Origin of the sequence: Streptomyces sp. NPDC091387, assembly GCF_044756945.1 — a bacterium.
Taxonomy (GTDB): domain Bacteria; phylum Actinomycetota; class Actinomycetes; order Streptomycetales; family Streptomycetaceae; genus Streptomyces.
This window is the reverse complement of the sequence record NZ_JBIVTZ010000018.1, coordinates 78,332-90,462: the sequence shown is the minus strand read 5'-3', so window position 1 is coordinate 90,462 and position 12,131 is coordinate 78,332. Positions and strand designations below refer to the sequence as shown.

At 69.7% G+C, this 12,131-nt stretch carries 9 protein-coding genes; 4 read left to right on the top strand and 5 right to left on the bottom strand.

Features of this window, described 5'->3' with window-relative positions:
* Positions 1-30 precede the first annotated feature (30 nt).
* The gene (locus ACIQM0_RS31645) at positions 31-1,800 is read left to right on the top strand and encodes a glycosyl hydrolase family 18 protein (RefSeq protein ID WP_401293257.1); all 1,770 of its coding nucleotides are present in this window, start codon (positions 31-33) and stop codon (positions 1,798-1,800) included.
* 64 nt (positions 1,801-1,864) lie between these two features.
* Here ACIQM0_RS31645 and ACIQM0_RS31640 read toward each other — a convergent pair whose 3' ends face one another.
* The 3 genes from ACIQM0_RS31640 to ACIQM0_RS31630 are packed head-to-tail and all read right to left on the bottom strand — an operon-like array spanning position 1,865 to position 5,266.
* The gene (locus tag ACIQM0_RS31640) at positions 1,865-2,611 is read right to left on the bottom strand and encodes a succinate dehydrogenase/fumarate reductase iron-sulfur subunit (RefSeq protein WP_123464940.1); all 747 of its coding nucleotides are present in this window, start codon (positions 2,609-2,611) and stop codon (positions 1,865-1,867) included.
* The gene (locus ACIQM0_RS31635; RefSeq protein ID WP_401293254.1) at positions 2,608-4,557 is read right to left on the bottom strand and encodes a fumarate reductase/succinate dehydrogenase flavoprotein subunit; all 1,950 of its coding nucleotides are present in this window, start codon (positions 4,555-4,557) and stop codon (positions 2,608-2,610) included. The genes ACIQM0_RS31640 and ACIQM0_RS31635 overlap by 4 nt, the downstream gene beginning before the upstream one ends.
* 1 nt (position 4,558) lies before the next feature.
* The gene (locus ACIQM0_RS31630; RefSeq protein WP_401293251.1) at positions 4,559-5,266 is read right to left on the bottom strand and encodes a succinate dehydrogenase; all 708 of its coding nucleotides are present in this window, start codon (positions 5,264-5,266) and stop codon (positions 4,559-4,561) included.
* 95 nt (positions 5,267-5,361) lie between these two features.
* On the opposite strand from ACIQM0_RS31630, the gene ACIQM0_RS31625 reads away from it, so the two are divergent.
* The gene (locus ACIQM0_RS31625; RefSeq protein WP_401293248.1) at positions 5,362-6,279 is read left to right on the top strand and encodes a LysR family transcriptional regulator; all 918 of its coding nucleotides are present in this window, start codon (positions 5,362-5,364) and stop codon (positions 6,277-6,279) included.
* Positions 6,280-6,298: 19 nt separating this feature from the next.
* On the opposite strand, the gene ACIQM0_RS31620 is transcribed toward ACIQM0_RS31625, so the two are convergent.
* Both ACIQM0_RS31620 and ACIQM0_RS31615 read right to left on the bottom strand, forming a co-directional pair.
* Positions 6,299-8,473, bottom strand: coding sequence for a putative bifunctional diguanylate cyclase/phosphodiesterase (locus ACIQM0_RS31620; RefSeq protein WP_401293246.1), 2,175 nt, complete (start codon positions 8,471-8,473; stop codon positions 6,299-6,301).
* Positions 8,470-9,288, bottom strand: a complete 819-nt coding sequence (locus ACIQM0_RS31615) for an SAM-dependent methyltransferase (protein WP_401293243.1) — start codon at positions 9,286-9,288, stop codon at positions 8,470-8,472. The genes ACIQM0_RS31620 and ACIQM0_RS31615 overlap by 4 nt, the downstream gene beginning before the upstream one ends.
* 1,282 nt (positions 9,289-10,570) lie before the next feature.
* Here ACIQM0_RS31615 and ACIQM0_RS31610 point away from each other — a divergent pair.
* Both ACIQM0_RS31610 and ACIQM0_RS31605 read left to right on the top strand, forming a co-directional pair.
* Entirely contained in the window at positions 10,571-11,338 is a 768-nt protein-coding gene (locus ACIQM0_RS31610; RefSeq protein ID WP_401293240.1) for a hypothetical protein, read from the top strand.
* 155 nt (positions 11,339-11,493) lie between these two features.
* A complete protein-coding gene (locus ACIQM0_RS31605; protein ID WP_401293238.1) occupies positions 11,494-12,048 on the top strand; it encodes a hypothetical protein in 555 nt (184 codons plus the stop codon).
* The last annotated feature ends 83 nt before the right edge of the window (positions 12,049-12,131 follow it).

Sequence of the window (12,131 nt, the reverse complement as noted above, 5' to 3'; positions counted from 1 at the left end):
CCGTTGTCTCACTCCGCTGGGAGCTACCCCATGAGACGTCCAAGAACAGTCGCCGCCGTCCTGAGCGCGCTGGCCACAGCCGTCGCGTCCGCCGGTCTGGTCCTCGGATCAGGCGCCGGCGCACAGGCCGCCGCGACCGCCGCCACTCCCCTGCCCGCCCATGTCTTCGCCCCGTACTTCGAGGCGTACAACGGAGACAGTCCGGCCGCCCTCTCGCAGGCGTCCGGTGCCAAGTACCTGACCATGGCCTTCGTGCAGACCGAGGCCCGCGGTTCCTGCACGCCGTACTGGAACGGCGATTCGAGCACGCCCATCGCCCAGTCCGAGTACGGCGCCGACTTCACGACCATCCGGTCGCGCGGCGGCGATGTCATCCCGTCGTTCGGCGGGTACGCCGCCGACAACGGCGGCACCGAGATCGCCGACAGCTGCACGAGCGTCGACTCCATCGCCGCGGCGTACGAGAAGGTCATCACGACCTACGACGTGTCGCGCCTCGACATGGACATCGAGGACAACTCGCTGGAGAACAGCGCCGGGGTCGACCGCCGCAACAAGGCGATCAAGAAGGTGCAGGACTGGGCCGCCGCCAACGGCCGTTCGGTGCAGATCTCCTACACCCTGCCCACCACCACGAGCGGTCTCGCCGAGAGCGGGCTCGCGGTGCTGGAGAACGCGGTGTCCAACGGCGCCAAGGTCGATGTCGTGAACCTCATGACGTTCGACTACTACGACGGCGCCTCGCACAACATGGCGCAGGACACCCAGACCTCGATCACCGGTCTCAAGGGCCAGTTGGCCGATCTGTACCCGTCGAAGACCGACGCGCAGCTGTGGGGCATGACCGGCATCATCGAGATGCCCGGCATCGACGACTACGGCCCGGCCGAGACGTTCACCACGGCCGACGCCACGGCGGTCTACAACTGGGCCGTCTCCAAGGGCGTCAGCACCCTGTCGTTCTGGGCGCTGCAGCGTGACAACGGCGGCTGCCCCGGCACCGGGGGCAGTGACACCTGCTCCGGGATCGCGCAGGACACCTGGTACTTCAGCCACACGTTCGCGCCCTTCACCACCGGTGGCGGCACGGGCCCGGTGACGGACGACTACTCGGTGGCCGTCGCACCCGGTTCGGCGACGGTCGCTCCCGGCGGGTCGGCCACGGCGACCGTGAGCACCGCGGTCACCTCCGGCAGTGCCAAGACCGTCGCGCTGACGACGAGCGGGGCACCGGCCGGAGTGACGGCCGCGCTCAGCCCGACGTCGGTCACCGCGGGCGGGACGTCGAAGCTGACCGTCACCGCCTCGGCCTCGGCGGCGCCCGGCACGTACAAGGTCAATGTGACCGGTGCGGCGGGCACGCTCAGCCACGCGGCGACCTTCACCCTGACGGTCTCCGGACCGGGAGGCGGCACTGGATCGCTGGTGAACGGCGACTTCGAGACGGGTTCGCTCGGCCCCTGGACCTGTGAGTCCGGCGGCTCGGTCGTCTCCACCCCGGTGCACGGCGGTACGCACGCGCTCGCGGCGGCGGCCACCGCCTCGCAGACCGGCGAGTGCACGCAGACGCTCGCCCTGTCCCCCAACACCAAGTACACGCTGAGCGGTTGGGTGCAGGGCAACTACGGCTACCTCGGCGTGAAGGGCGGCGCGACGGCCAACACCTGGGGTTCGTCGAGCGGTTACGCCAAGCAGTCGGTGGCCTTCACCACCGGTTCGAGCGGTGCGGTGACGGTCTATCTGCACGGCTGGTACGGGCAGGGCACCGTCTACGGTGACGACCTCTCCGTGACCTCCTGACCCACGGGACGGCTGGGCCCCGGCTCCGGAGGCGGGCGGCCTCCGGAGCCGGGGCCCGGCCGGCTCAGCGGTGGACCTTGCGGGTCGCCCGCAGCCACTCCTTGTTCATCGCGGAGATCGACGGCAGCGGGATGCCCTTCGGACAGGCCGTGGCGCACTCCCCCGTGAGGGTGCAGCCGCCGAAGCCCTCGCTGTCCATCTGCCCCACCATGTCCAGGACCCTGGTCTCGCGCTCCGGGGCGCCCTGCGGCAGGACGTTCAGGTGGTTGACCTTCGCCGAGGTGAACAGCATCGCCGAGCCGTTGGGGCAGGCCGCCACGCAGGCACCGCAGCCGATGCACTCGGCGTGCTCGAAGGCGAAGTCGGCATCGGGCTTGGGGACGGGCGTGGCGTGCGCGTCCGGCGCCGTACCGGTCGGGGCGGAGATGTAGCCGCCGGCCTGGATGATCCGGTCGAACGCGGAGCGGTCCACGACCAGGTCCTTGACGACCGGGAAGGCCGAGGCCCGCCAGGGCTCGATGTCGATGGTGTCGCCGTCCTCGAAGGACCGCATGTGGAGTTGGCACGTGGTGGTGCGCTCCGGGCCGTGGGCGTCCCCGTTGATCACCAGGCTGCACGCGCCGCAGATACCCTCGCGGCAGTCGTGGTCGAAGGCGACGGGGTCGTCGCCGGCGAGGATGAGTTCCTCGTTGAGGGTGTCGAGCATCTCCAGGAACGACATGTCCTGCGAGATGCCCTCCACCCGGTAGGTGGACATGGCGCCGGGGGCGTCGGCGTTCTTCTGGCGCCAGACGCGCAGGGTGAGCTTCATGCGTAGCTCCGCTGAGTGGGGTGGACGTACTCGAAGACGAGGTCTTCCTTGTGCAGGACGGGAGCGTCCCCGGTGGTGGTGAACTCCCAGGCCGCGGCATAGGAGAATTCCTCGTCGCGCCGGGCGGCCTCGCCGTCCGGGGTCTGCGACTCCGCGCGGAAGTGGCCCCCGCAGGACTCCGCCCGGTGCAGTGCGTCGAGGCACATCAGCTCGGCGAGCTCCAGGTAGTCGACGATGCGGTTGGCCTTCTCCAGCGACTGGTTGAACTCCTCGCCGGTGCCGGGGACCTTGATGCGGCGCCAGAACTCCTCGCGGATCTCCGGGAGCCGGGCGAGCGCCTTGCGCAGCCCCTCCTCGGTGCGGGCCATGCCGCAGTACTCCCACATGAGTTCACCGATCTCCCGGTGGAAGGAGTCGGGGGTCCGGTCACCGTCGACCGCCAGCAGCAGACTGAGCCGGTCCTCGGTGTCGGCGACGGCCTCCTCCACCTCGGGGTGCGAGGCGTCGACCGCTTCGTGGTGCGGGTTGCGGGCCAGGTAGTCGTTGATGGTCGACGGCAGGACGAAGTAGCCGTCGGCGAGCCCCTGCATCAGCGCGGAGGCGCCGAGCCGGTTGGCCCCGTGGTCGGAGAAGTTGGCCTCACCGATCGCGAACAGGCCGGGGATCGTGGTCTGGAGGTCGTAGTCGACCCAGAGCCCGCCCATCGTGTAGTGCACGGCGGGGTAGATCCGCATCGGTGTCTCGTACGGGTTCTCCGCGGTGATCTGCGCGTACATGTCGAAGAGGTTCCCGTACTTCTCCTCGACCTTCGCCCGGCCCATCCGCTGGACGGCCTCGGCGAAGTCCAGGTAGACGCCCTGCCCGCCGGGACCGACTCCGCGGCCCTCGTCGCAGACGTTCTTCGCGGCGCGGGAGGCGATGTCGCGGGGCACGAGGTTCCCGAAGGCGGGATAGACGCGCTCCAGGTAGTAGTCGCGCTCGTCCTCGGGGATCTCGTTGGCGGGGCGGGTGTCGCCCTTGGCCTTCGGTACCCAGATGCGTCCGTCGTTGCGCAGCGACTCGCTCATCAGCGTCAGCTTGGACTGGTGCTCGCCGGTGCGCGGGATGCAGGTGGGGTGGATCTGGGTGAAGCACGGGTTGGCGAAGTACGCGCCGCGCCGGTGGGCGCGCCAGATGGCGGTGGCGTTGGAGTTCATGGCGTTGGTCGACAGGTAGAAGACGTTGCCGTAGCCGCCGCTGGCCAGCACGACCGCGTCGGCGAAGTACGTGTCGATCTTCCCGGTGACCAGGTCGCGGGCGATGATGCCGCGGGCCTTGCCGTCGACGACGATCAGGTCGAGCATCTCGGTACGGGGGTGCAGTTCGACGTTGCCCGCGGCGATCTGCCGGGACAGGGCCTGGTAGGCGCCGAGGAGCAGCTGCTGCCCCGTCTGGCCGCGGGCATAGAAGGTGCGGGAGACCTGGACGCCGCCGAAGGAGCGGTTGTCGAGGAGGCCGCCGTACTCGCGGGCGAAGGGGACGCCCTGGGCCACGCACTGGTCGATGATCTCGACGGAGATCTGGGCGAGCCGGTGCACGTTGGACTCGCGGGCGCGGAAGTCGCCGCCCTTGACGGTGTCGTAGAAGAGCCGGTGGACCGAGTCGCCGTCGTTGCGGTAGTTCTTCGCCGCGTTGATGCCGCCCTGGGCGGCCACCGAGTGGGCCCGGCGGGGCGAGTCCTGGAAGCAGAACTGGACGACGTGGTAACCCTGTTCGGCCAGCGTGGCACCGGCGGAGCCGCCGGCCAGGCCGGTGCCGACGACGATGACGGTGTGCTTGCGGCGGTTGGCCGGGTTGACCAGTTTCGCCTCGAAGCGGCGGGTGTCCCAGCGTTCGGCGACGGGGCCGCCGGGGGCGCGGGTGTCGGCGAGGGGCTCGCCGGTCGCGTAGTCCGTGTAGTCGTTCATGTCAGCTCACCACTCCGGTCATGACGGCGACGGGTACGGAGACGAAGCCCAGCGTCAGCACCAGTGCGAGCGCGTTGGCGATGGTCTTCAGTGCGCGCTCGCGGGTCGCGCGGCCCGCGCCGAGGGTCTGCGCCGCGCTCCAGAACCCGTGCTGCACGTGCAGCCCCATGGCGAGCATGGCGACGATGTAGATGACGTTGCCGTACCAGGTGGAGAAGGTGTCGATGACGTTCTGGTACGGGTGTCCGGACTGGAAGCCGCCGGAATGCACGGTGCCGGTGGTCAGGTCCAGGATGTGCCAGACGATGAACAACGCGAGGATGATGCCGCCGTAGCGCATCGTGTTCGTGGCATAGCTGGCGCGCGGCTTCTTGTGCACGTACTTGCTGGGCCGGGCCCGGAGGTCGCGACGGCTGAGCTGGTACGCGGAGACGGCGTGCAGCACCACGGCGGCGACGAGCACCAGCCGGACGATCCACAGCGCCCACTCGTGGTGGAGGAACGGCTCGCCCATCACGCGCAGCCAGTGCGCGTAGCCGTTGAACTCGTCCGAACCGAAGAAGATCTTCAGGTTGCCGACCATGTGGACGACCAAGTAGAGGAGCATGATCAGGCCGCTCACGGCCATGATCGTCTTCTTGCCGACGGACGAGTCCCAGAGCGTACGCGTCATGGACGGCCGTCGGTCCGTCCGTGTTGCCAATGCCATGGACACGACGCTAGGGCCGAAGACCCTGATCAGTCCAAGACATGGAGCAGCTGATATCCATAGGCACTGACTATCGTTCGAGCTATGGTGGGTGTATGCAGTTCCAGCAGCTCATGTACTTCGTCGCCGTCGCCGAGGCCCGGCACTTCACCCGTGCCGCGGAGGACGTACATGTGTCGCAGCCCTCCCTCTCGCAGCAGATCAGGGCCCTGGAGAACGAGCTCGGGGCCGAACTGTTCAGCCGGGCCCGCGGGAACATCACGCTGACGGACGCGGGCGAGGCACTGCTGCCGCTGGCCCGGCGCATCCTGGCCGACGCGGACACCGCCCGGCACGAGGTCCAGGAGCTGGCCCAGCTGCGCCGCGGCCGGGTCCGGCTCGGGGCGACGCCCAGCGTGTGCACGGGGCTGCTGCCCGACGTACTGCGCGCCTTCCACGATCTGCACCCGGGCATCCAGCTGCTGCTGGAGGAGGGCGGTTCGCACGACCTGGTACGGGAGCTGGCGCGCGGCGCCCTCGATCTGGCCCTGGTGGTGCTGCCGCTCCCCGCGGCCTCGCCGGCCCTGACCACGGTCGAGCTGCTCCAGGAGGATCTGGTGGTGGTCTCGTCGGCGGACGGCCCGCGTCCCGGCCGGGGCGGGAGCGTCCGGATCGCGGATCTGCAGGGCGAACCGCTGGTGATGTTCCGGCACGGCTACGACCTGCGGGAGCTGACGGTGGCCGCCTGCCGGGCCGAGGGCTTCGAGCCGTCGTTCACCGTGGAGGGCGGCGAGATGGACGCGGTGCTCGGTTTCGTACGGGCCGGTCTCGGCATCGCCGTCGTCCCGAGCATGGTGGCGACCCGGGCGGGCCACGACCTGCGGACGACGCCGCTGGCGAAGCCGGGGCTGCGCCGCACGATCGCGCTCGCGCACCGCAGCGACGTGGCGCCGCCGCGCGCGGCGCGCGAATTGCAGCGCGTGCTGCTGGCGAGCCGGGCGGACGCGTTGCCCTCAGGCGCCGGACCGGCGTGAGGGCAACGCGTCCCCCGCCTCACACGGCGTCGGCCAGCAGCAGCGAGTGGATCCGGTCAGGGGCTCCGGGACGCGCGTAGTACCAGCCCTGGGCCGTGTCACAGCCGAGCTCCCGCAGCTGCTCGGCCTGGGCGCCCGTCTCCACGCCCTCGACCGTCACCGCCAGGCCCAGGCTGTGCGCGAGCGACACGATCCCCTCGACGATCTTCAGGTCCACCGGATCGGCCGGATGGTGCTGCATCCCCTGGGTGAAGGAGCGGTCCAGCTTGAGCACACTCACCGGCAGCCGCCGCAGGTTCGCCAGGTTCGAGTACCCGGTGCCGAAGTCGTCGAGCGCTATGCCGATGCCCATGTCGGCCAGTTGGCGCAGCGGCTTCAGCAGGTCGTCGTCGGCGCCGATGAGCGCCGACTCGGTGACCTCGAGACACAGCGCCGCGGGCTCCAGGCCGGACCGCTCCAGGACGTCGACGGTCTCGCTGACCAGGCGCGGGTGGTGCAGCTGGGCCGGCGAGAGGTTGACGTTGATCCGCAGGGGGCCGCCGTCGGTGTGCCGCTCCTGCCAGAAGTTGGCCTGCCGTACCGATTCCTCCAGCACCCAGCGGCCGAGCGGGACGATCAGCCCGGTGTGCTCGGCGAGCGCGATGAACCGGTCGGGGCCCAGTACGCCGTGCTGCGGGTGGCACCAGCGTACGAGCGCCTCCGCCCCGTGCACCGAACCGTCCCCGAGGTGCACCAGCGGCTGGTACTCGATGAAGAACTCGCCGCGGTCCAGCGCGGCCGGCAGCGCCGTGGTCAGCCCGTGCCGGGTGATGGCACGGGCGTCCGCCTCCGCGTCGGCCAGCTCGAAGCGGTTGCCGCCCGCGGACTTGGCCCGGTACATGGTGATGTCGGCGCTGCGCAGCACTTCGGCGGCGCTGCGTTCGCCGGCCGGGCCCTCGACGATTCCGATGGACCCCCGGACGGTCAGCTCACGCCCGTCGAGGCGGATCGGTGTGGCGAGCGCCCCCAGGATCCTGCAGGCGAGCTCGTCGACCTCGGAGGCCGTGTCGGGACCGGTCGTCAGGGCCACGAACTCGTCGCCGCCGAGCCGCGCCACCATCTCGCCCGGCGCGGTCGCACAGCTCTGCAGCCGGTCCGCGACCTCGACGAGCAGCCGGTCGCCCGAGGCGTGGCCCAGGCTGTCGTTGATCGCCTTGAAGCCGTCCAGGTCCAGGTAGCAGAGGCCGAAACGATTGCCGTCACTGGCCGAGAGCGCTTTCTCGAGACGCTCGAAAAAAAGCGTCCGGTTCGGCAGGCCGGTGAGCGCGTCGTGTGTGGCCTCGTACCGCAGACGCAGATTCAGCAGCCTGCGCTCGGTGGTGTCCTCCAACAACGCCAGCTGGTACTCCGGCCGGCCCTCGGCGTCGCGCAGCAGGGACACCGTCAGGTTGGTCCACAGGACGGTGCCGTCGTTGCGGTAGAACGCCTTCTCGACCCGGTAGTGCTCGCGCTCGCCGCTGACCAGCTGGTTGTAGTACGTCCAGACCTTCGGGGAGTCCTCGGGGTGGACCCACTCGTTGACGCGGTGGCTGCGCACGTGGTGGTCGAGCCCGCCGAACATCCGGGTGAGCGTGTCGTTGACCTCCAGCACGTTGCCGTCGAGGTCGGCGATCCCGATGCCGATGGCGGCGTCCTTGAAGACGGCCCTGAACCGCGCCTCGGTGGCGTGCAGCGCCTGTTCGGCGTCCGAGCGCGCGGAGAGCGCCGAGCGGGCGATGGCCTCCTGCTCGGCGAGGGTCCGTTCACGCAGCGCCTGGGAGAAGCCGCCCGCGACGGCGTGCTGGATCCGGGCACAGCGGGACCGGCTGTCCTCGGTCGCCAGTGCCACCGGTCCGTTGCTTCCGCAGTACAGGACGAGGTAGGAGTCGACGACGCCGAGCGTGGAACTGAGCGCGTCCGGGTCCGTGCAGTGGGCCGCGACGAGCGCACCACCCACCGCGGTCGCCGATGCGGCGTCGAACGGGCGGGCGTGGAGCGTGTCGCTGAGCGTGCGGGCCAGCGGGAGCAGATGCTGTTCGAACTCCGGCCGGGTCAAGGAAGTGGCCGTCGACGGGAAGATGGCCCGGCTCCAGATCGTGGCGAATCGCCGGAGCCGGTCCTCGGGGCCGTCGGGCTCCGCGTCCGGCGCACCGGACGACTGGGCGGGAATGCTCACGCCTTGCGTCCCACTCCTGCGAAGCCCGAAAAGGCATATGGGTCTTCGTTGGCCTGCACGACCGGGGAGTCGGGGCGCCAGTTCGGCATCGGCACAAGGCCCGGGTCGACCATCTCGTATCCGTCGAAGAACCGGCTGACCTCGTCGCGCGAGCGCATGACCAGCGGATTGCGGATGTTCTTGTACACCCCGACCGCACCGCCGGCTTCCTCCTTCGTCAGCGGGACGCCCTCGTACGAGGCGTGGGTGATGACGATGAGGCTGCCGGGGGCCAGGATGTCGCGCAGTTCCGCGACAGCCGTGTGCGGGTCGTCGGAGTCCTCGATGAAGTGGAGTACGGCGACGAGCAGCAGCGCCACCGGCCGGTCGAGGTCGAGGAGTTTGGAGATCTCCGGATTGTCCCTGATCTCCTGCGGGCGGCGCAGATCGGCGGTGGCGATCACCGCTCCGGAATTGCCCTTGAGTACGGCCTGGCTGTGTGCGACGGCGACCGGATCGTGGTCGACGTACGCCACCCGGGCCGCAGGGTCGATCCCCTGCGCGACCTCGTGGACATTGCCGAAGGTCGGTATCCCGGAGCCGATGTCCAGGAACTGGGAGATCCCCTCACCGAGTGCGTAGCGCACCGCCCGGCGCATAAAGGCCCGGTTCGCCTGCATGATCTTGGGAAGTCCCGGCATGAACTCCATGGCCTTGCGGGCCGCTTCCCGGTCCACCTCGAAATTGTGCGAGCCGCCCAGATAGAAGTCATACATTCGGGACACGCTCGGCACCGAGATATCTATGCCTTGCGGTGCCCAGGCGGGACGCTCCATCGATGTCTCCAACAAGTCGCCACGGCGGTCCGGCCATGTTCATGGTCAGTGTTGACCAGAGGCTACTGATCGGCCGCCAGGAGAGCGAGCGGAAACGGAAATTAGCGGTCCGTTATTGGTCACACCCGTGGCAACTGCAACCGTTCCGTCGCTGCCTGTGACATTCGGGCGTCGGGACCCCCGGAGAAAGTTCGCAATAGAACCACTTTGGCGTACCGGCCGGCCCGGCATTCAGGGACACCTCCCACCATGTACCCCCGGCAGCAACGCCGTTGATCTCGTCGGACCGGCACTGCCGGCCGACTGCCGCCCGGCGCGTCCGCGGCATTGCCGACGAGCACCGAAGCCTGGGCTTTCGTGCGGTCGCCTTCGCAATTCCACCTCGGCGAAGTCGCGGTGGTCCTGTCGCATCGGAAGGACGTGAATCCCCGCCGCGGTTCAGTACCCCGACGGCTCGACTCCCCACCCGTCACCGCACACCACCGTCGGCGCCGACAGGGGTGCCGCAGCCACCGCGAGCGACGCGTCCCCGTCGGATGTTCATGTCAACTCACTTGCTGCGCACGGTAGTTGCGATACGAGATCGTGTCACTCATGCGCATGGGCAGGTCCGCCGGGGTCCTTTTTGTTCAATGCGTCCGCAGAATTTTCCCCGGCCGCAAACACCCAGTGCTTCAGGTCCCCACCATCAGGGGAATCCGGCGGGTGTGCGGCGTGCCGCCGTGCGGCCCGGAACATGCTCCCCGTCGTGTACGGATCACTCATAGGCCGGCTCTCCGCGGCCGTCGCACTCATCTGGCTGTTGACCGCCCCGGCGCCCGCAATGGCCGACAACTGTGCGTACGCCTCGATCGGCGACGACGGGGGCAGTTCGGTGGTCGCCAGCAGTGGTGACGGCAGCTGCCACGCCGGGCCGAAGCCCCACCCCACCCCGCCACCGCCACCACCCCCGCCGCCATCGCCGCCTCCACCACCGCCGCCCCCTCCCCCGCCGGCGCCACCCGCGCCACCCGCGCCACCCGCGCCACCCGCACCGCCCGAACCGCCCGAACCCGAGCAAGCACCTGCGCCCCCTCCGTCGCCTCCGTCCCCCTCTCCCTCTCCGTCCCCCTCCGTACGTCCCACGCCCCGGCCGGTGGCACTTCCCGACTACCGCAGACCGGTGCGGAAGGCGCCGGAGCGCCATACCTCCCTGGTCACGCTCAGCTTGATGATCACAGCCCCCGCGGTGTTCGCCGTCGCCGTGCTGCGGCCCCGTTCCCGATGACCTACGGAGACACACATGTCGGAATGGCTTGTTCTCACCTTCGCCATGGTCGCGGCCAGCGCCGTGGTGCTGACCATCGCCGTACTCAACAACCGCCGGCTCCCCGAGGACGACGACCCGTCAGAGACCCCTGACGTCATCGAGTACATGACGATGATGATCGGCGTGGTCTACGCGATCGTGCTGGGCCTCGCCATCGCGGGAGTCTGGGAAGGCCGCGGCGCCGCACAGGAGTACGTGCGCCAGGAGGCCCAGGCGCTCCACGAGGTCGACGCGCGCTCGTCGGTCTACCCGGCCGAGGTGCGCACCCGGATCCGTGCCGATGTCGACGCCTACGTCAGCTATGTCGTCCACGACGAGTGGCAGATCATGATCGACCACGGCACGCTCGGCGACCGCGGCGCGGAGCTCCTGGACCGGGTGCGCGCCGATGTCACGGACTACAAGCCGAAGACGGACCACGAGGGGCAGGCGTACCAGCCACTGGTCGACCAGATCGCCGCGGCCGACGACGCCCGCAGCGCGCGCGGGCAGAGTGCCGGAGCCACCATGCCGGGTGTCGTGTGGTTCGGGCTGATCATCGGGGCGCTGGTGACCGTCGGGCTGATCTTCACCCTGCAGATCCGACGCACCTTCCGCGAACTCCTGCTGGCCGGCCTCTTCAGCGTCCTGATCGCCTTCCTGCTCTTCCTGATCTGGGACTTCGACTCACCCTTCGGCCGGGGCCTCTCGGCCACCGCCGCCCCCTTCCTCGATCTGTTCCCCCGCGCGTCGGGCGGTTAGAGGTGCGCCGCCCGGGGGACAACGGTGCCCCATTGGACGGACCCCGATCGCGGGTGAAATGCACCACTTCTAGCGTTGGCGGCATCGAGGTGCATTTCTGACGCTTTGTGGAAATCCGTTCCGCGACTGCTCCTCGGGGACCCGGAGGAATCACCATGCGCGCAATACGTGTCGCCCCCGTCGCTCTGCTCGGCGCCGCAGCACTCGCCCTGACCGCCCCGGCCGCGACCGCGTATGCCGCAATGTCGGGGGGACCCTCCAACAGCGGGACCGGATACACCGTCACGCCTTCGGTGATCGCGCCGGGCGGCCAGGTGACGCTGGCCGCCAAGGGGTGCTCGACAACGGCCACGGCGTCCTCCGGCGTGTTCGACACCGTCACCATCCCCAGGGGCGGCACCGCCAGGGCGACGGTCGACTGGGACGCCAAACCGGCCGCCGCCTACCAGGCGACGTTCACCTGCAACACGTCGCCGAGCTCCACGGCCAAGGTGAACCTCACGATCGGCGCGGCCACGAGCGCGCCCACCACCAGCTCCACCAGCACCACGCGGTCGACGGCCTCCCCGGCCGGGGTGCAGGGTGGCATGGGCGGCAGCATCGACAGCCCGAACACCGCGATGATCGTGGGCGGCACCGCGCTCGCGGCGGCCGCCGCGACCAGCACCGTGTTCGTGGCGCGGCGGCGCAGGGAGAGCCGTTCGCACTGACCGGCGCCGCCGGCCGAAACGGAAGTCGCCCCGGGTCCTGTCACAGGACTCGGGGCGACGTGGTTATCGGGCCGGCCGGTATG

Bases quoted from the DNA above. Each gene is read 5' to 3' on its own strand.
- ACIQM0_RS31645 (WP_401293257.1), top strand. From the start codon at position 31: ATGAGACGTCCAAGAACAGTCGCCGCCGTCCTGAGCGCGCTGGCCACA.
- ACIQM0_RS31640 (WP_123464940.1), bottom strand. From the start codon at position 2,611: ATGAAGCTCACCCTGCGCGTCTGGCGCCAGAAGAACGCCGACGCCCCC.
- ACIQM0_RS31635 (WP_401293254.1), bottom strand. From the start codon at position 4,557: ATGAACGACTACACGGACTACGCGACCGGCGAGCCCCTCGCCGACACC.
- ACIQM0_RS31630 (WP_401293251.1), bottom strand. From the start codon at position 5,266: ATGGCATTGGCAACACGGACGGACCGACGGCCGTCCATGACGCGTACG.
- ACIQM0_RS31625 (WP_401293248.1), top strand. From the start codon at position 5,362: ATGCAGTTCCAGCAGCTCATGTACTTCGTCGCCGTCGCCGAGGCCCGG.
- ACIQM0_RS31615 (WP_401293243.1), bottom strand. From the start codon at position 9,288: ATGGAGCGTCCCGCCTGGGCACCGCAAGGCATAGATATCTCGGTGCCG.
- ACIQM0_RS31610 (WP_401293240.1), top strand. From the start codon at position 10,571: ATGTCGGAATGGCTTGTTCTCACCTTCGCCATGGTCGCGGCCAGCGCC.
- ACIQM0_RS31605 (WP_401293238.1), top strand. From the start codon at position 11,494: ATGCGCGCAATACGTGTCGCCCCCGTCGCTCTGCTCGGCGCCGCAGCA.